Source organism: Rhodoferax mekongensis (assembly GCF_032191775.1).
Lineage (GTDB): Bacteria > Pseudomonadota > Gammaproteobacteria > Burkholderiales > Burkholderiaceae_C > Allorhodoferax > Allorhodoferax mekongensis.
Map to the genome: position 1 here is coordinate 1,134,612 of NZ_CP132507.1, position 24,393 is coordinate 1,159,004.

Annotated in this window: 21 protein-coding genes, 1 tRNA gene, 1 other RNA gene and 1 pseudogene; 17 read left to right on the forward strand and 7 right to left on the reverse strand. The window is 60.9% G+C overall.

Going from position 1 to position 24,393, the window contains the following annotated elements; genetic code table 11:
* Nucleotides 1–24: 24 nt before the first annotated feature.
* From RAN89_RS05385 to RAN89_RS05395, 3 genes are read left to right on the forward strand one after another with little or no spacing between them, the layout of a single operon-like run.
* Nucleotides 25–939, forward strand: a complete 915-nt coding sequence (locus tag RAN89_RS05385; protein ID WP_313868595.1) for an amino acid ABC transporter substrate-binding protein — start codon at nt 25–27, stop codon at nt 937–939.
* A 51-nt stretch (nt 940–990) separates the two neighbouring features.
* Nucleotides 991–2,037: a dihydroorotase gene (gene pyrC / locus RAN89_RS05390; protein ID WP_313868596.1), complete on the forward strand. Its 1,047-nt coding sequence runs from the start codon at nt 991–993 to the stop codon at nt 2,035–2,037.
* Nucleotides 2,038–2,054: 17 nt separating this feature from the next.
* Nucleotides 2,055–2,771 (forward strand): DUF3025 domain-containing protein, encoded by a 717-nt coding sequence (locus tag RAN89_RS05395; protein WP_313868597.1) that lies wholly within the window; start codon nt 2,055–2,057, stop codon nt 2,769–2,771.
* A gap of 23 nt (nt 2,772–2,794) precedes the next feature.
* Here RAN89_RS05395 and RAN89_RS05400 read toward each other — a convergent pair whose 3' ends face one another.
* Nucleotides 2,795–3,805, reverse strand: coding sequence for a Bug family tripartite tricarboxylate transporter substrate binding protein (locus RAN89_RS05400; protein WP_313868598.1), 1,011 nt, complete (start codon nt 3,803–3,805; stop codon nt 2,795–2,797).
* Between the two features lie 204 nt (nt 3,806–4,009).
* Between RAN89_RS05400 and htpX the strand changes: the two genes are divergently transcribed.
* Entirely contained in the window at nt 4,010–4,888 is an 879-nt protein-coding gene (htpX, locus tag RAN89_RS05405) for a protease HtpX (protein ID WP_313868599.1), read from the forward strand.
* A 115-nt stretch (nt 4,889–5,003) separates the two neighbouring features.
* Nucleotides 5,004–5,633, forward strand: a complete 630-nt coding sequence (locus tag RAN89_RS05410; RefSeq protein ID WP_313868600.1) for a LysE family transporter — start codon at nt 5,004–5,006, stop codon at nt 5,631–5,633.
* A 40-nt stretch (nt 5,634–5,673) separates the two neighbouring features.
* Here RAN89_RS05410 and RAN89_RS05415 read toward each other — a convergent pair whose 3' ends face one another.
* The 3 genes from RAN89_RS05415 to RAN89_RS05425 all read right to left on the reverse strand — a co-directional run bounded on the left by RAN89_RS05415 (nt 5,674) and on the right by RAN89_RS05425 (nt 10,220).
* Nucleotides 5,674–7,284, reverse strand: a complete 1,611-nt coding sequence (locus RAN89_RS05415) for a methyl-accepting chemotaxis protein (RefSeq protein WP_313868601.1) — start codon at nt 7,282–7,284, stop codon at nt 5,674–5,676.
* Nucleotides 7,285–7,406: 122 nt separating this feature from the next.
* A complete protein-coding gene (locus RAN89_RS05420) occupies nt 7,407–9,236 on the reverse strand; it encodes an NAD(P)/FAD-dependent oxidoreductase (RefSeq protein WP_313868602.1) in 1,830 nt (609 codons plus the stop codon).
* A 45-nt stretch (nt 9,237–9,281) separates the two neighbouring features.
* Complete coding sequence (locus tag RAN89_RS05425) at nt 9,282–10,220, reverse strand: helix-turn-helix domain-containing protein (protein ID WP_313868603.1); 939 nt, start codon at nt 10,218–10,220, stop codon at nt 9,282–9,284.
* 177 nt (nt 10,221–10,397) lie between these two features.
* Here RAN89_RS05425 and eat point away from each other — a divergent pair, with 177 nt between their 5' ends.
* From eat to eutC, 3 genes are all read left to right on the forward strand, one after another.
* Complete coding sequence (gene eat, locus RAN89_RS05430) at nt 10,398–11,795, forward strand: ethanolamine permease (protein ID WP_313868604.1); 1,398 nt, start codon at nt 10,398–10,400, stop codon at nt 11,793–11,795.
* 111 nt (nt 11,796–11,906) lie between these two features.
* Nucleotides 11,907–13,238: an ethanolamine ammonia-lyase subunit EutB gene (locus tag RAN89_RS05435; RefSeq protein ID WP_428984497.1), complete on the forward strand. Its 1,332-nt coding sequence runs from the start codon at nt 11,907–11,909 to the stop codon at nt 13,236–13,238.
* 8 nt (nt 13,239–13,246) lie between these two features.
* Nucleotides 13,247–14,068 carry an ethanolamine ammonia-lyase subunit EutC gene (gene eutC / locus RAN89_RS05440; protein WP_313868606.1) on the forward strand — a complete coding sequence of 274 codons (822 nt, stop codon included), beginning with the start codon at nt 13,247–13,249 and terminating at the stop codon, nt 14,066–14,068.
* Nucleotides 14,069–14,089: 21 nt separating this feature from the next.
* Here eutC and cysK read toward each other — a convergent pair whose 3' ends face one another.
* Nucleotides 14,090–15,007, reverse strand: a complete 918-nt coding sequence (gene cysK, locus RAN89_RS05445) for a cysteine synthase A (protein WP_313868607.1) — start codon at nt 15,005–15,007, stop codon at nt 14,090–14,092.
* Nucleotides 15,008–15,123: 116 nt separating this feature from the next.
* Here cysK and rnpB point away from each other — a divergent pair.
* An RNA gene (rnpB, locus tag RAN89_RS05450) (RNase P RNA component class A) lies at nt 15,124–15,468 on the forward strand.
* Between the two features lie 49 nt (nt 15,469–15,517).
* A complete protein-coding gene (locus RAN89_RS05455) occupies nt 15,518–15,946 on the forward strand; it encodes a CBS domain-containing protein (RefSeq protein ID WP_313868608.1) in 429 nt (142 codons plus the stop codon).
* Between the two features lie 7 nt (nt 15,947–15,953).
* Here RAN89_RS05455 and RAN89_RS05460 read toward each other — a convergent pair whose 3' ends face one another.
* Together RAN89_RS05460 and RAN89_RS05465 are read right to left on the reverse strand one after the other, a co-directional pair.
* A complete protein-coding gene (locus RAN89_RS05460) occupies nt 15,954–17,009 on the reverse strand; it encodes an RNA pseudouridine synthase (protein WP_313868609.1) in 1,056 nt (351 codons plus the stop codon).
* Nucleotides 17,006–17,887, reverse strand: a pseudogene (locus RAN89_RS05465) (MBL fold metallo-hydrolase); the annotation flags it as partial. The pseudogene RAN89_RS05465 and the gene RAN89_RS05460, both read right to left, overlap by 4 nt.
* 103 nt (nt 17,888–17,990) lie before the next feature.
* Between RAN89_RS05465 and dapF the strand changes: the two are divergent.
* From dapF to dksA, 7 genes are all read left to right on the forward strand, one after another.
* Nucleotides 17,991–18,860, forward strand: a complete 870-nt coding sequence (dapF, locus tag RAN89_RS05470) for a diaminopimelate epimerase (RefSeq protein ID WP_313868610.1) — start codon at nt 17,991–17,993, stop codon at nt 18,858–18,860.
* A gap of 16 nt (nt 18,861–18,876) precedes the next feature.
* Nucleotides 18,877–19,575, forward strand: coding sequence for a DUF484 family protein (locus tag RAN89_RS05475; protein WP_313869348.1), 699 nt, complete (start codon nt 18,877–18,879; stop codon nt 19,573–19,575).
* Between the two features lie 17 nt (nt 19,576–19,592).
* The gene (locus RAN89_RS05480; RefSeq protein ID WP_313868611.1) at nt 19,593–20,558 is read left to right on the forward strand and encodes a tyrosine recombinase XerC; all 966 of its coding nucleotides are present in this window, start codon (nt 19,593–19,595) and stop codon (nt 20,556–20,558) included.
* A gap of 91 nt (nt 20,559–20,649) precedes the next feature.
* Nucleotides 20,650–20,725 (forward strand) — tRNA-Gly (locus RAN89_RS05485).
* A 114-nt stretch (nt 20,726–20,839) separates the two neighbouring features.
* Nucleotides 20,840–22,027, forward strand: a complete 1,188-nt coding sequence (locus RAN89_RS05490; protein WP_313868612.1) for a class I SAM-dependent rRNA methyltransferase — start codon at nt 20,840–20,842, stop codon at nt 22,025–22,027.
* A gap of 76 nt (nt 22,028–22,103) precedes the next feature.
* Nucleotides 22,104–23,153: a CobW family GTP-binding protein gene (locus tag RAN89_RS05495; protein WP_313868613.1), complete on the forward strand. Its 1,050-nt coding sequence runs from the start codon at nt 22,104–22,106 to the stop codon at nt 23,151–23,153.
* A 381-nt stretch (nt 23,154–23,534) separates the two neighbouring features.
* Nucleotides 23,535–24,371 carry an RNA polymerase-binding protein DksA gene (gene dksA, locus RAN89_RS05500; RefSeq protein ID WP_428984498.1) on the forward strand — a complete coding sequence of 279 codons (837 nt, stop codon included), beginning with the start codon at nt 23,535–23,537 and terminating at the stop codon, nt 24,369–24,371.
* The last annotated feature ends 22 nt before the right edge of the window (nt 24,372–24,393 follow it).

Here is a 24,393-nt window from a genome sequence, read left to right on the forward strand (position 1 = left end):
TCAGACCCCGTCGTTGGAGAAGTGATGACAAACACATATGCAGCTGCACCCCGTCGTGCGGTGTTTTTTTTGCTTGGCACCCTGCTTGCCTTGGCAGGTCACAGCCCGGCCGCTGCGACGGGTGTTCTGGAGCGTGTCAGTAGTGGCGGCAAGTTGGTGATAGCGCACCGCGAGTCGTCCATTCCGTTTTCCTATGTAGATGCTGACAAGAAACCCGTGGGCTATGCCGTAGAGCTGTGCCTGAAGTTGGCAGAGGCGGTGCGCAAGAAGACCGGTGCCAAGAACATGCAGGTGGATTTTTTGCAGGTCACGCCTGCCAACCGCATCGCCATGGTGGCCGAAGGCAAGGCAGACCTCGAATGCGGATCGACCACCAATAACGCAGAGCGGCGCCAGAAGGTGGCTTTCACCATCCCTCACTTCATCACCGGGGCCCGCATGTTGGTACGGGCTGACAGCAAGATAGAACGGATCGAAGACCTGGAAGGCAAAAAGCTGGTGTCCACCAAAGGCACGACCCCGTTGAAGGCTGCGGAGCAGGCCAACCGTGAGCGGTTGTTGCGCATCACCATCCTCGAAGCCTCCGACCATGCGAAAGCGGTCGACATGGTCGAGAAAGGTGAGGCGGAAGCTTTCGTGATGGATGATGTGCTTTTGTATGGCTTGGCGTCTAACCGGCCCAAGCCTGAATCGTTGCGCGTGGTCGGCAAGTTCCTGACCACAGAACCCCTGGCCATCATGCTGTCCAAAGACGATCCCGAGTTCAAGAAGCTGATCGACGAAGAAATGCGTCGCCTGATCGTCAGTAAAGAGATTCAGCCGATCTACGACAAATGGTTTCTGAAGCCCATTCCGCCGAACGACAAAGCGCTGAATCTGCCCGTGAGCTACCTGCTCCGGGACTTCTGGAAATACCCCAGCGATTTCGTGCCGTTTTAAGCGACTCCGCTCTCATAGCGGGGTGCGCTGCGGTTTTGGGACAATAGGGCCATGACCTCCACAGCCACCCCCCAGACACTGACTATCACCCGCCCGGACGACTGGCACTTGCACGTGCGCGACGGCGCTGCCCTCAATACCGTGGTGCCGCACACCGCAGCCCAGTTCGGCCGCGCCATCATCATGCCCAACCTCAAGCCACCGGTGACCACCGCCGAGCAGGCGTTGGCTTACAAGGCCCGCATTCAGGCCGCGGTACCGGCGGGTGTGGAGTTTGAGCCGTTGATGACGCTTTACCTCACCGACAACCTGCCCGCTGATGAAATTGCGCGTGCCAAGGACGCCGGTGTAGTGGCTGCGAAGCTCTACCCCGCAGGGGCGACCACCAACAGCGATGCGGGAGTCACCGACCTGCGCAAGACTTACAAAACGTTGGAAGCCATGCAGAAAGCCGGCTTGCTCTTGTTGGTACACGGCGAAGTCACCAGTAGCGACATTGACTTGTTTGACCGCGAAGCGGTTTTCATCGACACCCAGCTCATTCCCTTGCGCCGGGATTTCCCCGAGCTGAAGATCGTGTTCGAGCACATCACCACGCTGGAAGCTGCTCAGTACGTGGCCGCTGCAGACCGCTTTACCGCGGCGAGCATCACCGCCCACCACCTGCTCTACAACCGTAATGCCATCTTCACCGGCGGCATCCGGCCGCACTACTACTGCCTGCCGGTTTTGAAGCGTGAGACGCACCGCAAGGCCCTGGTACAAGCGGCGACCGGCGGCTCCCCCAAGTTTTTCCTGGGTACCGACAGCGCACCACACCCCGCTCACCTCAAGGAGCATGCCTCGGGCTGCGCAGGCTGCTACACCGCCCACGCTGCCATGGAGCTGTACGCCCAGGCATTTGACGCTGCAGGTGCCCTCGACAAGCTAGAGGGTTTTGCCAGTTTCCACGGTGCAGACTTCTATGGTTTGCCACGCAACCGGGGCACCATCACCTTGACGCGCGAAAGCTGGACCCCACCCGAGAGCTACGCCTTCGGCGAAACCACGCTCAAACCCCTGGCCGCGGGCGAAGCACTGCAGTGGCGTTTGGTCTAGAAGCGATTAACTGGTCCGTGCCGTGGCTTGACCCGTGGCGCGATGCGGGGGAGGGCTTGGCTCTGCAGGTTGAAGCTGGCCTGACGGTGGCGCAGGCGCTCAATGCGCCCGGCATGGCTCCGGTGCGCTTCATCCCCCAAAGCGAGTTGCCAGCGGGCAGCGCTTACGAGCAGCACATCTACGACACGGGGTGCGTCCCGACCCGTGACGGTTTGCACGATTTTTTCAATGGTCTGTGCTGGATGCAGTTCCCACAGGCCAAGAAGAAGCTCAATCTCTTGCAGGCCCAGCAAATTGCGCAAACCGGCATCCAGCCGGTGCGCGGCCCCGCCCGCGATGCGTTGACCGTTTTTGACGAAAACGCCGCGCTCCTCATGGCGCCGGATGCCTTGTGGGACGCTTTGGCTGCCAAAGATTGGCAGACGCTGTTCGGCCCGCTGCGCCCGATGTGGGCTCACGCCACACTGGTGCTGTTCGGCCATGCACTGCTGGAAAAACTGGTTTACCCACGAAAACCCATCACAGCGCACGTATTCCGTGCGCGGGCAGCTACGAATTCGATAGCGGATATGGATGCCTGGCTGGCAGCCACGCTGAGTGCTCCCATGCTGGCAGCCAAGCCCTTTGCCCACTTGCCGGTGCTCGGTGTACCCGGCTGGTGGCCGGAGAATGAGTCGACAGACTTCTACGCAGACGCCAGCGTCTTCCGTGCACCCCGGTCAGCGGCTGGTTAGCACCTCACTGCTGTCACGCGTTGTCAGGCCTTGAGCTTGAGCAAGTGCACCATGACCCGTGCCGTGGTCTGGTCAAAGTCAATTTGCTCATTGAAGTCTTTGCCTGTCAGCCAGGAGGCATCCCAGTGGTTTTGTTTGAGTACGGATTTCCAGCTCTCATGCAAAGTGGCCTGCCGTACCGCCTCCACCATCGCGGCTTGGCGCTCTGCCGGGACCGACTTCCCGGTGAATACGCCGCGCCAGTTGGCCATGTCTACTTGCATGCCCTGGTCGCGAATGGACGGAATACCGAAAGAGGCTTTTCGTGATGACACCCCGATGGCCCTGAGCTGCCCGCCGGCGAGCTGCGAGCTGAATTCGCTGTAGCCAGAGATCCCTACCATCGCTTTGCCGGACAGTACAGCAGACACTACTTCCGCTCCACCCGCAAAAGGCAGATAGGTCAAATCGTCGGGGTTCGCGCCGGTCGCGCGGGCAAACACCCCGGAGAAGATGTGATCCACACCACCCGCGGACCCGCCTGCCACGGTGACCGCCTTCAGATTGGCCTTCATGGCGGCTGAGAGGTCAGAGGCATTCTTGATGGGCGAGTTGGCCGCCACCACCATGACCAAATAGTCACTCGTGAGCCGTGCCAGGGGCGCCAGCGTTCCCATATCAATCGCAGGTTTTTGCAGCGCCACGGCACCGACCATCACGGTACCGCCCATGATGAGCGTGTTCGGGTCGGCCGCATATTTCTCGGCGTAGTAGGCCAGACCGATGGTGCCGCCTTTGCCGCCTTTGTTTTCATAGTCGATTTCATCCACAACTCCGGCGGAAATCATGGCCGTACCCAGGGCTCGGCCCGTCTGGTCCCAACCGCCTCCGACGTTCGCCGGGATCACGATTCGCAATTTGGATGCGAGTTTGGCGGCTGCTTTGGGTTTTGAGGCAGGTGCTTTGGCTGCTTGTCCCCAGCTCGGCGCGGCCATCCCGGCTAAGGTGCCTGCGGCGATGCAGGTGAGAAGCTGGCGGCGATCCATTTTTTTCATCAAGAGCCTCATCGTATTTCACTTTGAATCGGGCATTTTCCCAGCCAAAGCAGGGGAGGCCACGGGCCTCACTTGTAACAAGTTGTGGCGGTGGAAAGGCCATAAACTTCATGGGTTCAAGCGCCTGAATGCTTGAATTCAGCCCTCGCGCCCCTACCATTCGGCTTAATTCGCCCGGAGCGGGTGCTCTTTTCTGAGACAACTATGAAACGCATTCTTTTGTTTGTATTGACCAACGTGTTGGTGGTGGCGGTGCTGGGCGTCGTGGCCAGCCTGCTCGGTGTCAACAGGTTCTTGACATCCAACGGCCTGAACCTGGGTGCCTTGCTGGGCTTTGCGCTCATCATGGGCTTTGGCGGCGCCATTATTTCGTTGCTAATCAGCAAGCCCATGGCTAAGTGGACATCTGGCGTGCAGATCATCGAACAGCCCCAGAACGCCGACGAGGCCTGGATTGTGGACACCGTGCGCAGGTTTGCGGACAAAGCCGGCATCGGCATGCCGGAAGTCGGCATTTTTGAAGGTGAACCCAATGCGTTCGCTACTGGCGCCTTCAAAAACAGCGCCTTGGTGGCAGTGTCCACCGGCTTGCTGCGTGGCATGACCCGCGAAGAAATTGAAGCCGTTATCGGCCATGAGGTGGCCCACATTGCCAACGGTGACATGGTCACCATGACCCTGATCCAGGGCGTGATGAACACCTTCGTGGTGTTCCTCAGCCGTGTAGTCGGTTACGCCGTGGACAGCTTCTTGCGGAAGAACGATGAGCAGAACAGCGGCCCCGGCATCGGTTATTACGTGACGACCATCGTGCTCGACATCGTGCTCGGGTTTGCCGCTGCCATGGTGGTGGCCTGGTTCAGCCGCCAGCGCGAGTTCCGTGCGGACGCAGGCGCCGCCCAGCTGATGGGCCGCAAGCAGCCCATGATGAACGCCTTGGCCCGCCTGGGTGGCATGACTCCGGGTGAGTTGCCCAAGAGTGTGGCGGCCATGGGCATTGCAGGTGGTATCGGTCAGTTGTTTTCGACCCACCCACCCATTGAGCAGCGCATTGCTGCCCTGCAGGCGAACAACGGGCAGTAAGCCCTGCAGCGCACTGCGCTGCGTGTCTTGAGCGAACCCCTTGCCGCTGAGTGCGGCCAGGGGTTCTCTTTTTGTGGCGTGCTACAACCGCGGTTTGCGTTTCAGCCTCTGCACTATGGAACTTTCTACCTGGCTCGCCTTCTTCGCCGCTTCCTGGGCCATCAGCATCTCGCCCGGCGCCGGCGCGATAGCCGCCATGAGCGCCGGCCTGAATCACGGCTTCCGGCGCGGTTACATCACCACCATCGGTTTGGTGTTGGGCATTTGGACCCAGATCCTCGTGGTAGGAGTGGGGCTGGGTGCCGTGGTAGCAGCCAGTAGCACGGCGTTTCTGGTCATCAAATGGGCAGGGGTGGCCTATCTGGTGTGGCTGGGTATCCAGCAGTGGCGTGCACCCGCCGTTCCTCTCGCTGCAAAGGCAGATGAAGCTGTGCCGGCGAGTGTGCGCACACAAATTTTCAAAGCTTGGGTCATCAATGCGCTGAACCCCAAGGGCACGGTGTTTTTGTTGGCTGTGGTGCCGCAATTCCTAGACTTGGCACAGCCGCTGGCGCCGCAGTATCTGATCATCGCCGCCACTTTGGCTTTTACTGATCTGGTGGTCATGGGCTGCTACACGGCCTTGGCAGCCAAAGTGCTGCGCGCACTCCATTCCGAGTCACACCTGCGCACCATGAACCGGGTGTTCGGCGGCTTGTTTGTGGCAGCCGGCACCCTGTTGGCGCTGTTCAAGCGGACGACTTGACTGTCTGCCTGCAAAGGCTGGATTTCGCAGGCCAGACCGTTCAAAAGGCCAGCTGTAGAGGGGCCCCCGACCCGGGCAAGCGGTTCTGTTCAATCCGGAACTTGCTGACCACCTCTTTCAGACGGGCTGCTTGCTGTTTGAGGCTGTCCGCAGCGGCGGCGCTTTCCTCCACCAGTGCGGAGTTTTGTTGCGTCACCTGATCCAGCTGCATGATGGCTTCGCTGATCTGGGTGAAGCCTGCGTTCTCCTCGGCGGTGGCGGCAGAAACCTGGTTCATCAGCTCGTTCACGCGTTGCACCCGGCCCACGATGCCTTGCACTGAGGCTCCGGCCAGTTGGGCTTGCTGCTCGCCGGTGGCCACCCGGCTGATGCTGTCGCCGATCAGCGTTTTGATCTCCTTGGCAGCTTCCGCACTGCGCTGTGCCAGGCTGCGCACTTCAGAGGCCACGACGGCAAAACCCCGCCCTTGTTCTCCTGCACGCGCGGCCTCCACCGCCGCGTTCAGCGCGAGGATGTTGGTCTGGAAGGCGATACCGTCAATCACCCCGATGATTTCGCTGATCTTCTTGGATGACTGGGCGATGGACTGCATGGTGTGCACCATGGCGTCTACGTGCTGCCCGCTTTCCAGCGCCGCACCGGACGTTTCATTGGCCATGGCGCTGGCTTCTCGCGTGTGCTCGGCATTGAGCTTGACGGCGCTGGCAATTTCTTCCGTAGACGCGGCAGTTTCTTCGAGGTTGCTGGCTTGTTCCTCGGTGCGTGCACTCAGGTCTGCGGTGCCGGAGGCAATCTGCTCTGACGCAGAAGCCACCTGCTCGCTGCATTCATGGACCAGTCCCGCCATGTGGGTGAGGCTGTATTTCATGCGCAGCATCGCAGCCACCACGCTGTCGGTTTGTTGCTGGTGCGCTGGAATCACCACCGTCAGGTCGCCCTCCGCAATCGCGTTGGCCACCCGGACCACTTCACCCGGCTCGCCCCCCAGTTGACGGGTCAGGCTGCGGGTGATCACTATGGCTACGCCCAAGGCTGCGATGACGGCAAAGACAGAGAACAACAAGGTAGTCTGGATAGCCGCAGCGCCTTGCGCTTTGGCGAGCTGGCCCTCCAAGACTATCGTGTCTGACTGAGCCTCCAGCATGGCATCGGAGGCGGCGGTCAGCTTGCTGAGTGGTCCCCGCACATTCTTGACCAAATACTCACCAGCCTCTTGCGTATTGCCCGTCTGTATGCGCTTTACGGCTTCTTCTCTGACAGCATTGAAGGCAATCAACGCTTCTTCAACAGGCTTTAAGAGCTCCTGCTCTTTGGCGCTGACGATGGTTTTCTTTAGCTTTTCAAATGCATCATCCGCAGCCTTCTGGCCTTGGGCGATCCGGCTTACGGTGTAAGTCGCTTCTTCCGCATTGCCTATCGCCAACCCCACTACGGCAGCCCGCATATTGCGAACCTGCACATTGATGCCTAGTTGCAGCTGGGAGGCAAGTATCACCTTGACCGCGCTTTCATCTACGATGTGATTGACGTTGTCATTGATGTTGCCTATCCGGTAAATGGATGTGCCGCTGATGGCCAGAAGCAGTGCGATGAGCAGACCGAAGCCTGCGGCCAGCTTGGTGCTGACTTTCCAAGAGCCAAATGTTTGCATGGCGCCCTCCCTGTTTTTTGTAAGCACATGCTAAGCCCAGTCGTGACAACTGGGAAGCCCAAAAGCTTAAAAAACCTGATTGGGGTGCGCGCGCAACAGTGGCCACGCAAGTGCCGCTGCCCTCAGGGAGTGCGCGCTTGGCTCAGCATGTCCAAGGCCAACGCCTCGGCCACTTTGATGCCGTCTACGCCCGCCGACAAAATGCCGCCGGCATACGAAGCGCCTTCGCCTGCCGGGTACAGGCCGCGTACGTTGGTGCACTGCAGGTCTTCACCGCGCGGAATCTTGATGGGGCTGGAAGTGCGTGTCTCCACCCCGGTAAGCACGGCATCTGCCATGTCAAAGCCCTTGATCTTGCGGCCGAACACCGGCAGAGCTTCTCGCATGGCCTCAATCGCATAGGCGGGTAATGAAGGGGCGAGGTCACCCAGTTTCACACCAGGCTTGTACGACGGCGTGACACTGCCGAATTCGCTGGAAGGCTTGGCCGCAATGAAATCACCTACCAACTGGCCGGGCGCTTCATAAGTGCCGCCACCCAAGGTGTACGCACCGCTTTCCAGCTGCCGTTGCAGTGCAATGCCTGACATAGGGTGTGCAGCCTTCGGGTCGTTGGCTTTCATGGCGGTGGCTTCTGCCGCATAGCGCTTGCCTCTCTCGTCGCCGAAGGCATGCACAAAGGCGGCCTCGTCGTCCGGGTAGTCGGGCGGGTCAATGCCCACCACCATGCCGGCGTTGGCATTGCGCTCGGCGCGGGAGTACTGGCTCATGCCGTTGGTGACTACTCGGCCGGGCTCACTGGTGGCCGCCACCACCGTGCCGCCCGGGCACATGCAGAAGCTGTACACGGCCCGCCCGTTGGCTGCGTGGTGCACCAGTTTGTAGTCCGCCGCGCCCAAGAGCGGGTGTCCTGCATGGCGGCCCCAGCGCGCACGGTCAATTACGCTTTGCGGGTGCTCAATGCGGAAGCCCACCGAAAACGGTTTGGCATGCATGGCCACGCCGCGCTCGTAGAGCATGGCAAAGGTGTCGCGCGAACTGTGGCCCAGCGCCATGACCACGTGGCTTGCCGGTAGCTGGTAGCGGCTGCCATCCACAAGGTTTTCAACCTCTAGCGCCCGTATAGTCTGCGCGGGTAGCTCCTGATTTGATAGTGATTCGCCCAGCAACACATCCGTGACACGTTGCTCAAAACGGATTTCGCCGCCCAGCGCGATGATCTGCTCACGGATGCCTTCCACCACCTTCACGAGTTTGAAGGTGCCGATGTGCGGGTGTGCCTCGTACAGGATCTCTGACGGTGCGCCGTGCTGCACAAATTCATGCATCACCTTGCGGCCCAGAAAGCGCGGGTCTTTGATCTGGCTGTAAAGCTTGCCGTCCGAGAAAGTGCCGGCACCGCCTTCACCGAACTGCACATTGCTTTCGGGGTTCAGGTTCTTTTTGCGCCACAGGCCCCAGGTGTCTTTGGTGCGCTGGCGCACCGTTTTGCCGCGCTCCAGCACGATGGGCTTGAAGCCCATTTGCGCCAGTACCAGCGCTGCAAACATGCCGCAGGGGCCAAAGCCCACCACCACGGGGCGCTCTTTCAAATCGACAGGGGCCTGCGCCACCATGCGGTAGCTCATGTCGGGGGTGGGGCCGATGTGCGGATGGCCTGCGTGCTGGGCCAACAAATGAGCTTCCAGAGATGCGTCTGCCAGCGTGAGGTCCACGATGTAGACCGCCAGCAAATCCACCTTGCGCGCATCGAAGCTGCGTTTGAAAACTTGCAGGTTCGCTATGGCCGTTACGTCAATGCCCAACGCTTGGGCGCACAGCCGTTGAAGCGCCTCTACAGGGTGGGCGACAGGCGCGCGATCAGCCTCGGTTTCCGAAGGTGCATCGGAGGCGCGGCGCTCCTCGACGGGAAGGGCAGACAGGGGGAGTTTGAGTTCAGTGATGCGGATCATGGCGGCTCGTGGTTATCAAGCAAGGCCGCGATTTTACGCGCCGACTCAGTGCGGGCCGTGCTGCCGCGCCTCCGAGGGGCTATGTCCGAAAAGCTTGCGGTAGTCGCTGGCGAATTGGCTGAAGTGCCAGAAGCTCCAGTCGGCCGCCACGTCGCGTACGGCGCTGTCCGGTTTGCGCAGCAGGTCTCTGCGCGCTCCGTTGAGCCGCAGGATGCGCAGGTATTGCACCGGCGTCATGCCCAGTACGTCTTCAAAGCAGTACTGCAGGGTACGACGGCTCACGAACAGGCGCTGGCACAGGTCGGGCACGGTGATGGTCTGGTCATGGTGGGCCAGCAGGTAGTCGCGTGCTTTGGCGACGATGCGCTGGCGGCGCGCCAGGCTGTCGCGCACCGCACTGTCCACCACGCCGGTGTCCAGCAATGGCAGCAAAGCGTCCAGGGCCAGATGCTGCGGGTCCGTCGCAGATACGGCATCGCCTGCCAACAGTGCGTGCAATGTGTGCAGGCATTGGCGGCGCGCGGCCGGTGAGGCCTGGACCACTTCGGCACGGCTCAGGCGTTCCCAATCGAGTTCAAAGCCCATGCGTTGTGCGGCATCGCGCAAGGCATCCTGCCGCACCACCACCCCAAAGATGGTGTAGTCCGCCGGTGTGACGAGCTCGAATTCGCAGTGTCCCGGGCGCACCAGCACGCTGTCAGGTGTTGCGGTGCGGCCGTTGATGCGCGTAGCCTGGGCTGAGTAGGGCAGGCCGAACCACAGGGCATCCGGCCAGACGCAGCAGGTCTGCCGCATGCCCTGGCTGGTGCTTTCCCGGAAGACCTGCATGTCCGGCAATTGCATTTCCTCCAGCAAGCCGTGGAAGGTGCCCGGGGTGGTTTGGTCGTAGCACTGCTCCCAGTTGGTGAGGTTGCCGGCGTGCTCGTCCGCATCGCGTGCTTCGATGACACGGAGGGCGGTGGTGGGCAATGGCGGCGACTGCATGGGCGGGCGATGAATGTGTGCGGAATGTAGACCAAGGCAGTCGCACCGTGAAGGTGCGCAATGCAGGTTTGCCGATTTTTGATACCGGCTTGCCATCCGACTGCCTACATTCACCGCTAGCAAACCCCATGCCGGCGCGCATGGGTGCACTTTCTCAATCCATGTTGGAGGAACCACATGTCAACGTCACAACCCTCATCGGGCGCCCATGCGCTCAAGCCTGTGCTCAGCACCTTGCAGCTCTGGGGCATCGCAGTCGGGCTGGTGATTTCCGGCGAATACTTCGGCTGGAGTTTCGGCTGGGCCTCTGCCGGTACTTTGGGTTTCACCGTCACCGCCCTGTTTATCGCGGCGATGTACACCACCTTCATCTTCAGCTTCACCGAGCTGACCACGGCCATTCCCCATGCCGGCGGCCCCTTCGCCTACAGCAAACGTGCCTTCGGCCCCACCGGCGGCTACTTGGCCGGAGCGGCCACCCTGGTGGAGTTTGTGTTTGCACCGCCCGCCATTGCATTGGCGATTGGTGCCTACCTGAACGTGCAGTTCCCGTCGCTGGACCCCAAGCTGGCAGCTTTGGGCGCCTACCTGGTGTTCATGACGCTCAACATTGTCGGCGTGCAGATTGCTGCCACGTTCGAGTTGTTCATCACCATCATCGCGATCTTTGAATTGCTGGTGTTCATCGGCGTGGTGTCGCCCGGCTTCTCCATGGCCAACTTCACCAAGGGCGGCTGGTCCGGACAGGACGACTTCAGCTGGGCTGCGATCCCCGGCATGTTTGCCGCCATTCCATTTGCCATCTGGTTCTTCCTGGCGATTGAAGGCGTGGCCATGGCAGCCGAAGAAGCCAAGGATCCCAAGCGCTCCATCCCGATTGCCTATATCACCGGCATCCTGACCTTGGTGGTGCTGGCTGTGGGCGTCATGGTGTTTGCCGGCGGCGCGGGTGACTGGACCAAGCTGGCCAACATCAATGACCCGCTGCCCCAAGCCATGAAGCTCATCGTGGGTGAAAACAGTGGTTGGTTGCACATGCTGGTGTGGTTGGGCCTGTTCGGTCTGGTGGCGTCCTTCCACGGCATCATCCTGGGCTATTCACGCCAGATCTACGCTTTGTCCCGCGAGGCCTTCCTGCCTTCGTACTTTGCCAAAGTGCATCCCCGCTTCAAGACACCGCACCGCGCCATCCTGGCTGGTGGTGTGGTCGGCATTGCGGCCATCTACAGTGATTCTTTGATCACTATTGGCGGCCAGTCCCTGACCGCGAACATCGTCACCATGTCAGTGTTCGGCGCCATCCTGATGTACATCCTCAGCATGCTCAGCCTGTTCAAGCTGCGCAGTACCGAACCCGGCATGGCACGTCCTTTCCGTGCACCGCTGTATCCCTTCTTCCCGGCGTTTGCCCTGTTCGGCGCGCTGGTGTGCATGGCCACCATGATCTACTACAACCCCTTGATCTTCGGTTTGTTTGTGGGCTTCCTGGTGCTGGGGTACGTCTACTTTAAGATGACCGGACAGCAACGTGCAGATGCCATGCCCCAAGGCATGAGCGCCCCTGCCGCCAAGTAATCACTGCACCTTTGCTACCTGCCACTTCTTTGAATCACTGACGTGCCAAGCCACCCATACCAGCACACCGTCGCAAGCCATGTCTATGGTTTTCGGGACCTCAAAGACCTGATGGCCAAGGCCACGCCCTTGCGCTCAGGTGACTTGCTGGCCGGGGTGGCTGCGCACACGGCGCAGGAACGGGCTGCTGCCCAGATGGCCTTGGCAGAGCTGCCCTTGCGCATCTTCCTGACCGAGGCCTTGGTGCCCTACGAATCAGACGAAGTTACCCGCTTGATTCTGGATACCCATAGTGCGCAAGCGTTTGCGCCGGTGAGCCACCTCACGGTGGGGGATTTCCGCAACTGGCTGCTCAGTGATGCGGCAGACACGCAGGCCCTCACGGCACTGGCACCCGGCATCACGCCCGAAATGGCCGCCGCCGTGAGCAAGCTCATGCGCAACCAGGACCTGATTCTGGTGGCCAAGAAGTGCCGGGTGGTGACGGCATTCCGCAACACCATCGGCCTGCCCGGCCGCATGGCGACGCGCCTGCAGCCCAATCACCCCACGGATGACGCCACCGGCATCGCCGCCAGCCTGCTGGACGGCTTGCTGTACGGCAGCGGGGACGCCGTGATCGGCATCAACCCCGCGACCGACAACGTGGCCCAGGTGATGAAGCTGGTGCACATGATGGCCGATGTCATCGCGCACTACGACATCCCGACCCAAAGCTGTGTGCTCACCCATGTGACCAATACCATCCAGGCGATTGAGCGCGGTGCGCCGGTGGACTTGGTGTTCCAGTCCATAGGCGGCACCGAGGCGACCAACAGCAGCTTCGGCTTGAACCTCGCCATGCTGGCCGAGGCACGCAGTGCAGCCCTCTCGCTGAACCGTGGCACGGTGGGCGACAACGTGATGTATTTCGAAACCGGGCAGGGCAGTGCCCTGTCGGCCAATGCCCACCATGGCATAGACCAGCAAACCTGCGAGGCGCGCGCCTACGCGGTGGCGCGTGCGTTCAAGCCGCTGCTGGTCAACACCGTGGTCGGCTTCATAGGCCCTGAGTACCTGTTTGATGGTAAGCAGATCATCCGTGCGGGGCTGGAAGACCACTTCTGCGCCAAGCTGCTGGGCCTGCCCATGGGCTGCGACGTCTGCTACACCAACCACGCCGAAGCCGACCAGAACGACATGGATGTGTTACTCACCCTGCTGGGGGCGGCGGGCTGCAACTTCGTGATGGGCATTCCGGGCTCGGACGACATCATGCTGAACTACCAGACCACGTCGTTCCACGACGCCCTGTATACGCGCAAGGTGCTGGGCTTGCGGCCTGCGCCCGAATTCGAGGCCTGGTTGCAGCGCATGAACATCTTTCAAGGGCAGGGCGCCGACTTGGTGCTGCCGCCGGGACTGCCCGCTGCGTTCGAACAAGCCTTGTTACCCTTGGCCTGAGGTGGTGCATGTCTGAAAAACAATCGTCGGTCACCGCCAACCCGTGGGCGGCATTGCGCCAATTCACCGATGCCCGCATTGCCTTGGGCCGCTCCGGCGTGAGCTTGCCCACGAGCGCGCATCTTGCGTTTCAACTGGCCCATGCCCAGGCACGCGACGCCGTGCATCGCGGCTTGGATGGCCCGGCCTTATCAGAGCATCTGAGCGCTGCCTGGCCGGGTCTGCCTAGCACCGTGCTCCAACTGCACAGCGCTGCGACGGACCGCAACCACTACCTGCAACGCCCCGATCTGGGGCGCCGTTTGGATCTTGCATCGCGCGATCTGTTGGCCCCTTCGAAAGGCACCCTGGAGGAACGGCCGTTCGATGTGGCGTTTGTGATCGCAGACGGCCTGTCTGCCTTGGCTATTGAGCAAAACGCGGCACCGTTTTTGGCGGCTTTGCATCAGCGCATGGCGGGTGAAGATTGGAAAGTCGCGCCCCTGTGTGTGGTGCGCCAAGCCCGCGTTGCCATCGGCGATGAAATAGGGCAGGCACTGGGTGCGAAGGCGGTGGTGGTGCTGATCGGGGAGCGCCCCGGTTTGAGCTCACCGGACAGCATGGGCCTGTATCTGACCTGGATGCCCCGCGTAGGGCTGACGGACGCGAGCCGCAATTGCATTTCCAATGTGCGGCCAGCCGGATTGGCGTATGGAGAGGCAGCCTACAAGTTGCACTTTCTGCTCACCGAATCCCGTCAGCGCCAGCTCTCCGGGGTGGAGCTCAAAGATGAGACCGCCACAGCGGCCACTGCCCTGAACGCAGGCCACGGCAACTTCCTGCTGAAATAAGCCGCAGCCCTTTGCGTAAGGTCAGGCGGGCAAATAGCCTTCGACAGACAGGTAGCGCTCGCCGGTGTCGTAGTTGAAGCCCAGCACGGTGCTGCCTGCGGGGATCTCGGGCAGTTTCTGCGCAATCGCGGCCAAAGTGGCGCCGCTGGAAATGCCGACCAGCAATCCTTCTTCACGCGCGCTACGGCGGCCGTACTCACGGGCTGTTTCGGCTTCGACCTGAATCACGCCATCCAGCAGATCCGTCTTCAGGTTTTTTGGGATAAAGCCTGCGCCAATGCCTTGAATCGGGTGGGGTGCGGGTGCACCACCGCTGATCACGGGGGAGGCAGTTGGCTCCACGGCAAACACCTTGAGCTGCGGCCATTTGGCTTTGAGCACTTGGGCCACACCACTCAGGTGTCCGCCGGTGCCCACGCCGGTGATGATGTAGTCCACGCCTTGGGGGAAGTCGTTGGCGATTTCGAGCGCGGTGGTGCGCACGTGTACGTCGATGTTGGCGGGGTTCTCAAACTGCTGGGGAATCCAGGCGCCGGGGGTCTGGGCCTTGAGTTCTTCGGCGCGGGCGATGGCGCCCTTCATGCCTTTCTCGCGCGGGGTCAGGTCGAAGCTGGCGCCGTAGGCCAGCATCAGGCGGCGGCGCTCAATCGACATGCTGTCGGGCATGACCAGAATCAGTTTGTAGCCCTTGACCGCTGCGACCAGGGCCAGGCCCACGCCGGTGTTGCCGGAGGTGGGTTCAATGATGGTGGCGCCGGGCTGCAGCGCGCCGCTGCGTTCTGCGTCTTCGATCATGGCCAGGGCGATGCGGTCCTTGATGGAGCCGCCCGGGTTGGTGCGCTCGCTTTTTACATACACCTTGTGGCTGTTGCCGAACAGCTTGTTGATGCGGATGTGGGGCGTGTTGCCAATGGTTTGCAGGACGTTATCGAATGCCATGGTGTGTCTCCGTGATGGGGTATGAACCCAAATATTCTGAAGCAAAGTGCGGAATTCCTTGCGACAGTTTGTGCATATCGATATTCCTGCTCCGGCAGGACCGATAATCGGGGGGTGAAGCCCGCCAGACCACCGCTGGTGCAATTCTGGAAACAGAGCACTGGAGGAACGTCCGGACTGCATAGGGCAGCGTAGCAGCTAACGGCTGTCCACCGACAAGTCGGCCACGCAAGTGGAAGGCCCTAAGGTGAGGATTAGAGCAACAGAGACGAGCCGATTCAGTTCGGGTGAAACGGGCAATCTCTACGCGCAGCAATACCAAGTAGGCACACGTTGACGGGGCCCCCGGAGTGTGCGGGTAGGTAGCATCGAGCCGTCCGGGTGACCGGCGGCCCAGAGTAATGGTGGTCACGTGGGGGAAACCCCATGCACAGAATCCGGCTTATCGGTGGGCTTCACACTTTATTTGTTGTATGGTCGAGTCTTCACAGTGTTTTTGGCGGAGGCTTTATGCGACCGATTCTGGAACTGTTGGAGAAACACGGGGGCTCAGTCTGGAGCCTGAACCCGGATGACAGCGTCTACCAGGCGCTCGAAATGCTGGCCGACTGCAATGTTGGCGCGCTCATGGTGATGGATGGCGACAAGTTGGTCGGCATTTTCTCGGAGCGGGACTACACCCGAAAAATCGCACTGGCTGGCCGATCTTCCAAAGACACCAAGGTGAGAGACATCATGACCTCGCAGGTCATGGTGGTCGGCCCCAAGACGCGCACCCAGGAGTGCATGGCCTTGATGAGCCAGAAAAAGATCCGCCACTTGCCGGTAGTCGACGGCACCAAGGTGCTGGGCATGATCTCTATCCGTGACTTGATGGATGACATCATCAAGGACCACGAACAGACGATCAGCCAGCTGCAGAGCTACATCGCGAGCTGACGCGCTCTTAAAACTTCTCCCAGCCCGCGAGGTACCGCCATTGCCCGACCGGCAGGTCGGACAGCGCAACGCGCCCCAGCCGGATGCGTTTCATTCCCAGAATCTGCAGCCCGGCTTTTTCGCACAGAAAGGCAATCAGTCCTGGGTGTGAGCCCTTAATGGCAAAGCGCAGGCGGCTGGACTCCGGGGTGGTGCTGTTCACACTGACTTTCACCTGAGGCAGGTCCAAACGCTCATCTTTGAGCGCGTAGCCGATAGGCTTGAGCGCATCAGGCTGCACCTCCCCCTTCACCTCGACCAGGAATTCGTGTTCCATGGTGGACATGTCCTCGGTGAGCTTGCGGGTGGTCCGCCAGTCCTGGGTGAAGACCACCAGGCCGGTAGCGCCGGTCTCCAACTCCACATCTGCTTCAAGGTGGTGGAAGTGACGCTTGAGCACGCGGGTGTCAGTCGGGTCACCTTCCCAATGGTTGGCAGGGGTCAGCAGCGCACGGGCATTTGCCGGAGGCACTTTGCGTCCCGGTGCGCCCGTGCGTGCCGGGCTGCCGGCGTTCAGCGGAGTTAGTTCTTCCAGTCCGTCGGTGTGGCCGGCCGGCTTGTTCAGCAACAGGGTGACCGGTGTGAGTTCCATCAGGCTGGCGTTGGGGTCCAGGGTGATGGTTTCCCTGTCTACTCGGTGCTGGGGTTCTTCCACCACCACACCATTGACCTGCACCCAGCCGCCTTCAATGTATTGCTCGGCTTCCTTGCGGGAACAGTCTTTGAGTTGCATGACTTTTTTGGACAGGCGCTCGCCCGTATCCGGCAAGGGCTTGGGGGGCGTGCGCGGGCGTGGTACCGGTCCCTCACCGGAGCGCGCGGGTCGGGCGTTCGGCGTGTGGGTACCTGCCGGGCGCGCAGCACTGGGTCGCGGTGCTCCTGCTCGGGGTGGGCTTGCAGGGCGGGAGGCGCCTGTGCGGGCCGTGGCGGCAGGTGCGCGTGCGGCAGAGGGGGGCGGCCGTGGAGTCGGTGCCTTGCGCACTGTCTTGGCGGCCGGTTTGAGCTTCAGTGTGGTGCGGGTCATGGCCGGCCTTTTTCGTTATCCAGTGCGTAAATGCGTTCCACATGGGCCAGCAGGGAGCGTTTGGCCACCGGCCAGATGCGCGGGTCTACATCGTCGTAGGCCAGGGGCAGCCAGTCGTCCAGGCTGCCTTGGGGGTTGGCTTGCATGACAGCGGCAATTTTGGCTTCGCGCGCCAGGCGGTGCGCCTTGAGCTTGGCAATGGCCTCGCCCGCTCCGTCAATGACATGGCCGTGGGCCGGCAGGATGTATTGCGCCTGGTAGTCGCGGCAGGCAGCGGCCAGTGCGTCCAGTGAATCCAGATAGTCCCGCATGTTGCCGTCCGGCGGGTCGATGACCGTGGTGCTGCCATTCAAGATGTGGTCACCACTGAAGAGCAGGCCGTCCTCCTCCAGCAGCAGGCAGACGTGATTGGCAGCATGGCCGGGGGTGTAAATCACCTGCAGGGTATGCACAGATTTGAGTGCGGTTTCGACCTCTGGCGCAGGCAGCATATGTGCGAGCAGCTCCTGATTTAATAGCGGTCGGTCCGGGGTGAATGCACTGGCGGCGCGTGCGGTGGGTGCTGAGGGCAGGCCCAGAATCGGCGGGCCGCCCTGGCACAGGGCCTGTAGCGGAGCCGCGCCGGGCGAGTGGTCGGGGTGCGAATGGGTGCACACAATGCGCAGGATGTTGCCGCCACTGCCGTCTTCAAACGCAGCCGCCTGCCACAGGCGCTGCAGGTGGTCGGCGTCGGCGGGGCCGGGGTCAATGACGGTGTAGCCGGTGGCGGGTTCGCCCACCAGGTAGCTGTTGGTGCCGGGGCCTGTCATCACGCCGGGGTTGGGGGCGGTGAGGCGCATTACATGGCGCATCAGGGGCACGGGTCTGTCGGTTTGCCAGGCATCAAGGAGCGAGGCGGCGGCCGGCGAGAGTTCGCCGGGCAGAAGGTGGGTGGGTCTGGCCATGCGGCGGATTGTGCAGCCAAACGGGGATAATGAACGGATGCGAATCCAGTTCACCAAAATGCAGGGCGCGGGCAACGACTTCGTGGTGCTCGACGAAACCAAGGGTCGCTTGGGCCTGACCTCTGCGCATTACCGCTTTCTGGGCGATCGCCACTTCGGCGTGGGGGCCGACCAGATTCTCACGGTGCGCCCTTCGCCCGCTGAGGGCATCGACTTCGAATACGTGATTCACAACGCCGATGGCAACGAGGTTGAACAGTGCGGCAATGGCTCCCGCTGCTTCGCCCGCTTTGTGCGCGACCAAGGCCTGACCGGCAAAGACCGCATCCGCGTCAAAACCATGAAGGGCGTGATCGAACCCTTGCTCACCCCCGATGGCCGCGTGACGGTGGACATGGGCGAACCAGTGTTCAACCCGGCTGACATTCCTTTTGACGAAAGTGGCCTGAGTCTGCAAGCCATGGGTTCATGGGGAAATTGGCCTCTGGCGCCCGTCGAATCTGCGCAAGCAGCTCCTCTTTTGGTAGCAACGGTATCTATGGGCAACCCCCATGCGGTCACGCTGGTGGCTGATGTGGATGCTGCACCTGTCGCCACACTGGGCCCGCAGGTGCAGGCCAACCCGCGCTTTACCCAAGGTGTGAACGTAGGCTTTTTGCAGGTGGTGAGCCGCAGCCAGGTGCGCTTGCGCGTGTACGAGCGCGGTGTGGGCGAGACGCTGGCCTGTGGCACGGGCGCCTGCGCGGCCGTGGTGGCCGGTATCCGTCTCGGCCTGCTGGACGCACGTGTGGATGTGCAGACCCGTGGCGGCATGCTGACCATTGCCTGGGACGGCATGGGCGCCTCTGTTTTCATGACCGGCCCCGCCACCACGGTTTTCCGTGGCGAAATTGATTTACCCGAATAACCTGAACCCGCAGACCATGACTCCACCTCTGAACCAAGCCTTGGGCAATCCCATCACCGAAGACGACATTGCCAACTATTTGGTGAACAACCCCGACTTCTTCCAGCGCCACGCGGAGTTGCTGGCCACGGTGCAGTTCACCAGCCCGCACAGCCACCGCGCAGTGAGCTTGCAGGAGCGCCAGGCCGAGATGCTGCGCGAGAAGATCAAATTGCTGGAGCAGCGCATCATGGAAATGATCCGCCACGGCAACGAGAACGTGATGCTGTCCGACAAGATCCTGCGCTGGGCGCGCTCGCTGTTCCTCACCATCAACCCGGCCGAGTTGCCCGTGGAGATCGTGCGCGAAATCAAGGACCAGTTCGCCGTCCCGCAAGTGGGCTTGCGTGTCTGGGGCGTGGCTGAGGGCTTTGCTGCTTTGCCGGCGGCCCAGGAGGTCAGTGAAGATGCCAAGGTATTCGCCACTTCTTTGAATGAACCTTTCTGCGGCCTGAATACCGGTTTCGAGGCCGTGAGCTGGCTGGAAGAGCCGGGTACTGTCAGCTCGCTGGCGCTGATCCCTCTGCGCAGTGGCATGGCCGGCAGTCAGGCGCCCGCCTTCGGAATGCTGGTGCTGGCCTCGGGCGACGCGCAGCGTTTCAACAGCGGCATGGGCACGGACTTCCTGGCCCGCATCGGCGAAATCGCCAGCGCTGCGCTGTCCCGCCTGCGTTAAGCCATTCCCAACCCGCCATGACTGCGGACGACTCGGCACTGGTGGAGAAATACCTGGAGTTCGTCCGCGTCGAAAAGCGCTTGGCCGCGCGCACGGTGGAGTTGTATTCGCTGGATCTGGGGCGGCTGTCTGAGCAGGCCACGCGGGCCGGCGTAGCCTTGAGAGACGTCAGAAATCACCACATCCGCCGCTGGGTTGCCCAGATGCACAGCGCCGGGCGCAGCGGGCGAGGCATCGCACTCATTCTGTCGGGATGGCGCGGCTTTTATGCCTGGCTGGGCCGCGAAGGCTTGGTGAGCAGCAACCCGGTGCAGGATGTGCGCTCGCCCAAGGCGCCCAAACCATTGCCCAAAGCGCTGGCGGTGGATGACGCGGTGCAGTTTGCAGATTTTGAAAGTGATGACAACGCGTGGCTGGAAGCCCGCGATGCCGCCATCGTCGAACTGCTCTATGGAAGCGGCCTGCGCGTCGGAGAGTTGGTAGGGCTGGATGTAGTAGCCGGCAAAGATGCCAAGGGCTGGATCGACATGCAGGCCGCAGAGGCCCATGTGCTGGGGAAAGGTTCCAAGCGCCGCAGTGTGCCGGTGGGTGCCACGGCCATGCAGGCCTTGCAGCGTTGGTTGGAGTTGCGTGGCCCTTCGGGTACCGCCACCGCGGCCCCTGTAGATGCAGCAGGCTCCCATGCAGCCTCCGCGCTCTTCATCGGTCGCAACGGCACGCGCTTGACTGCACAAAGTGTGTGGCAGCGGCTCAAGCGGCGCAGCCAGCTGGCGGGCCTGAATGTGCCGGTGCACCCGCACATGCTGCGCCACTCGTTTGCCAGCCACGTGTTGCAAAGCAGTGGCGACTTGCGCGGCGTGCAGGAGCTGCTGGGTCACGCCAATATCACCACCACGCAGGTCTATACCCGTTTGGACTTTCAGCATCTGGCCAAGGCCTACGACGCTGCGCATCCGCGCGCCAAACTCAAGCGGCAGCCCTGATGTGGAGCATGAGCGGCTACCTCTTTTTCTTAAAAAGTTTTCGGTTTCTTGAAAGTTGCCAAAACGCGGTATATAATCATGGGCTTGTAACGCGGGAATAGCTCAGTTGGTAGAGCGCAACCTTGCCAAGGTTGAGGTCGAGAGTTCGAGACTCTTTTCCCGCTCCAAATTCACCCTCAGGGGTTTCAAAAAAGGTCAGCAGTTTGCTGGCCTTTTTTGTTTTCCGGGCCAGTCTGTCCAAGAGCAAGACCCGCCCGCACCTCCAAGCGACAATAGCCCCCATGAAAACCATTCGATTGCGCGCCGGTAAAGAGCGCTCCTTGTTGCGCCGCCACCCTTGGATTTTTGAATCCGCCATCGCCAAAGGCGGCGGAGATAGCGGGGAGACGGTTCGCGTCGAGTCGGCTGAGGGGGCTTTTCTGGGGTGGGCGGCGTTCAGTCCTCAGTCCAAGATCCGGGCGCGTGTTTGGAGTTTTGATGAAAAGCAGCGCATTGATGCTAGCTTTTTTATAGCTGCTTGTGCACAAGCCATCAGCGCCAGAGCCCGATTTGACATACAAAGCGACGGCGTGCGCCTGATCCACGGCGAGTCGGATGGATTGCCTGGTTTGATCGTGGACCGTTACGGTGACACGCTGGTGGCGCAGTTCACCTCGGCCGGTGTGGAGAAGTGGAAGCCCGCCATTGCGGATGCCTTGCTCAGTGCCACCGGGCTGACCAAGCTCTACGAGCGCTCGGATGCCAGCAGCCGCGCCCTGGAGGGCCTGCCCGAGGCTACCGGCTGGTTGCGTGGCGAAGGGGCGACGGACCTGGTGTTGCGCGAGCATGACTGGAAGTTGGCCCTGAGCATCGCCGAAGGCCACAAAACCGGCTTTTATCTGGACCAGCGCGACAGCCGGCACAAATTTGCCCAGTACACCCGCCGCCTCGGTTTCCAGCGGGTGCTGAACTGCTACTGCTACACCGGCGGATTCTCGGTGGCGGCTCTGGCAGGCGGCGCCGGGCACGTGACCTCGATCGATTCCAGTGGCCCGGCCATCGAAAAAGCCAAGGCCAACGTCGCACTGAATGGCTTTGATGCGGCGCGTACCACTTTTATGGATGCGGATGTGAATGCCTCACTGCGCGCTTTTGCGGCCGAGGGGCGCACCTTTGACGCCATCATTCTGGATCCGCCCAAGTTTGCGCCGACCGTGGCGCATGCTGAGCGTGCGGCACGGGCGTACAAGGACATCAATCGGCTGGCCTTCAAGCTGCTGGAGCCGGGCGGCGTGCTGTTCACTTACAGCTGTTCGGGAGGCATCAGTGCGGACTTGTTCCACAAAATCATTGCCGGGGCAGGCTCCGACGCGGGTGTGGACGGCTTTATCACTGAGCGCATGGGCGGAGCTCCGGACCATCCGATGACCATCGCCTTCCCGGAAGGCGAGTACCTTAAGGGCTTGGTCGTGATGCGGCGACAAGCCTGACACCGACAAGTCTTGAATTGCTGACTACACTCCCCAGTTGCTTCTTTTGCGCTGCACCATTTTTGGAAATTGAACGATGAGCTTGATTCCCGCCACCATCCTGACCGGTTTTCTGGGTTCCGGTAAAACCACTTTGCTCAAGCGCGTGCTGGCTGAGGCCCACGGTCAGAAGATCGCCGTCATCGAAAACGAGTTCGGTGAAGAGAACATCGACAGTGACATTCTGGTGAGTGACACCAACGAGCAGATCATCCAGATGAGCAATGGCTGTGTGTGCTGCACCATCCGCGAAGACTTGCGAACCACGCTGAAAGACCTCGCTGAAAAAAAGCGCAAGGGTGAGCTGGACTTCGAGCGCGTCGTGATTGAAACCACTGGCGTGGCCGATCCCGGCCCGGTCGCCCAGACCTTTTTTATGGATGACGAGATCGCGGAGACTTATCTGCTGGACTCCATTCTGACGCTGGTAGACGCCAAGCATGCCGTGCAGCAGCTCAATGACCGCCAGGAAGCGCGCCGCCAGATCGGTTTTGCGGACCAGATATTCATCAGCAAGTCGGATCTGGTGTCCAAAGAGGAGCTGGATGCCCTGATGCACCGCATCAAGCATATGAACCCGCGTGCTCCGCAAAAAGCGGTGCACTTCGGCGAGGTGGCCATCAAAGAGGTGTTTGATCTGCGCGGCTTCAATCTGAACGCCAAGCTCGACATCGATCCGGATTTCCTGAAGGATGACGACCACCACCATGACCATGAACATGGCGAGCACTGTGATCACCCTTCCCACGCTCACGACCACGCGGCCCACGGGCACCACCACCATCATGAAGACGATGTGAAGAGCTTTGTGTTCAAGTCGGATCGTCCGTTTGACCCCGCCAAGCTGGAAGATTTTCTGGGGGCCATCGTCAACATCTATGGCCCGCGCATGCTCCGCTACAAAGGCGTGCTCTATATGAAGGGTACCGAGCGCAAGGTAATTTTCCAGGGCGTACACCAATTGATGGGCAGCGATCTGGGACCCGCCTGGGCGGAGGGGGAGGCCCGAATGAGCAAGATGGTGTTTATCGGCATCGACTTGCCCAAAGACATCTTCTTGCAAGGCATGGAGCAATCCTTGGTGTAACGGCTCAAAGTCGAGAGGGTAGGGCGCCTTATGTTTGTCTCGCTTTTGCAACTAATGGGTTTTCCCATGGGTAAGCCTGTACACTCGCGCGCCGAAGAAACCCGCTCTGACAAGCCCCTCAAAGGGCGCAAAGCGACTGCAGCCACCAGCGACCATGTGCAGGCCGAACCTGCCAGGAGACAAGAAGTGAACGCGAAATCCGGGAAAGATAGCAAGGTGAAACCAGCCCCCAGCAAAGCTAAACCTGTTGCGAAAAAGGCTGCCACTGCCAAAGCTGCCACCAAGGCTGCTGCAGCCAAAACTCCTGCCAAACCAGCTGTAAAAGCAGCTGCAAAAGCCCCTATCGCTACCAAATCGAGCAGCAAAGCCGCTGTCAAAACCGTGGTTTCTGCCCCTGTGAAAACTCCCGCCAAAGCCGCTGCCAAAGCGCCCTCCAAGACCGCTCCTGCAGTCGCCAAGTCCACCGCTAAAGCATTGGAAAAAGCGCCCGTCGCTGCGACAAGTAAAATCAAGCTTGCGACAGCTAAGTCGGTGGCGAAGTCCGTCGAAGTGACCAAAGAATTGCCCGCAACTCCCGTGCGTGCTGCGCCCGCGGTGGCTGCCGTCTCAACAGTTCCAGCCAAAGCAGGACGGCCTTCATCCCGTCTGGCCCAGCTGACGGTCCCGTCGATGGCGCAAACTGTAGCTTCCACAGCTGCAAAAGCGAGTTATAACCAAACCATGTCTTCCCCAGTCATTGCTCCTGTGATACCTGCCATCGTGAAAAAAGACGCCAAATTAGCCAACAACTGGAAAAGCAAAACGGTTGCCGAATTGTCGGACGCCGAGTTGTTGGCGATGCCTGACTCGGAATACATGAATGAGGTGCAACTTGCGTATTTCCGCCTGAAGCTCTCCAACCTCAAGCGCGACATCCTGACCAGCGCTGGCGAAACCACGGAACACCTGCGGGAAGATACCTCTGTGGTCCCAGATCCTGCAGACCGCGCCACCATTGAAGAAGAGCATGCTCTGGAGTTGCGTACCCGCGACCGTGAACGCAAGTTGCTGAAGAAGATCGAACAATCGATTGCACGCATTGATGCAGGCGATTACGGTTATTGCGATGAAACCGGTGAGCCCATCGGCGTAGGCCGCTTGTTGGCACGTCCCACGGCGACCTTGTCGCTGGAGGCGCAGCAGCGCCGAGAGCTCAAGCAGAAGATGTTCGGGGACTGAAGTCCCGATTACTGCGCACATC

What these genes read in the sequence shown, in the direction of transcription:
- RAN89_RS05435 (WP_428984497.1), top strand. Translation starts at nt 11,907, where the DNA reads ATGGCCAAGGCCACGCCCTTGCGCTCAGGTGACTTGCTGGCCGGGGTG.
- eat (WP_313868604.1), top strand. Translation starts at nt 10,398, where the DNA reads ATGTCAACGTCACAACCCTCATCGGGCGCCCATGCGCTCAAGCCTGTG.
- RAN89_RS05460 (WP_313868609.1), bottom strand. Translation starts at nt 17,009, where the DNA reads ATGACCCGCACCACACTGAAGCTCAAACCGGCCGCCAAGACAGTGCGC.
- RAN89_RS05400 (WP_313868598.1), bottom strand. Translation starts at nt 3,805, where the DNA reads ATGAAAAAAATGGATCGCCGCCAGCTTCTCACCTGCATCGCCGCAGGC.
- RAN89_RS05385 (WP_313868595.1), top strand. Translation starts at nt 25, where the DNA reads ATGACAAACACATATGCAGCTGCACCCCGTCGTGCGGTGTTTTTTTTG.
- RAN89_RS05410 (WP_313868600.1), top strand. Translation starts at nt 5,004, where the DNA reads ATGGAACTTTCTACCTGGCTCGCCTTCTTCGCCGCTTCCTGGGCCATC.
- RAN89_RS05495 (WP_313868613.1), top strand. Translation starts at nt 22,104, where the DNA reads ATGAGCTTGATTCCCGCCACCATCCTGACCGGTTTTCTGGGTTCCGGT.
- RAN89_RS05455 (WP_313868608.1), top strand. Translation starts at nt 15,518, where the DNA reads ATGCGACCGATTCTGGAACTGTTGGAGAAACACGGGGGCTCAGTCTGG.
- RAN89_RS05425 (WP_313868603.1), bottom strand. Translation starts at nt 10,220, where the DNA reads ATGCAGTCGCCGCCATTGCCCACCACCGCCCTCCGTGTCATCGAAGCA.
- pyrC (WP_313868596.1), top strand. Translation starts at nt 991, where the DNA reads ATGACCTCCACAGCCACCCCCCAGACACTGACTATCACCCGCCCGGAC.
- RAN89_RS05490 (WP_313868612.1), top strand. Translation starts at nt 20,840, where the DNA reads ATGAAAACCATTCGATTGCGCGCCGGTAAAGAGCGCTCCTTGTTGCGC.
- RAN89_RS05475 (WP_313869348.1), top strand. Translation starts at nt 18,877, where the DNA reads ATGACTCCACCTCTGAACCAAGCCTTGGGCAATCCCATCACCGAAGAC.
- cysK (WP_313868607.1), bottom strand. Translation starts at nt 15,007, where the DNA reads ATGGCATTCGATAACGTCCTGCAAACCATTGGCAACACGCCCCACATC.
- RAN89_RS05415 (WP_313868601.1), bottom strand. Translation starts at nt 7,284, where the DNA reads ATGCAAACATTTGGCTCTTGGAAAGTCAGCACCAAGCTGGCCGCAGGC.
- htpX (WP_313868599.1), top strand. Translation starts at nt 4,010, where the DNA reads ATGAAACGCATTCTTTTGTTTGTATTGACCAACGTGTTGGTGGTGGCG.
- RAN89_RS05480 (WP_313868611.1), top strand. Translation starts at nt 19,593, where the DNA reads ATGACTGCGGACGACTCGGCACTGGTGGAGAAATACCTGGAGTTCGTC.
- eutC (WP_313868606.1), top strand. Translation starts at nt 13,247, where the DNA reads ATGTCTGAAAAACAATCGTCGGTCACCGCCAACCCGTGGGCGGCATTG.
- dapF (WP_313868610.1), top strand. Translation starts at nt 17,991, where the DNA reads ATGCGAATCCAGTTCACCAAAATGCAGGGCGCGGGCAACGACTTCGTG.
- RAN89_RS05420 (WP_313868602.1), bottom strand. Translation starts at nt 9,236, where the DNA reads ATGATCCGCATCACTGAACTCAAACTCCCCCTGTCTGCCCTTCCCGTC.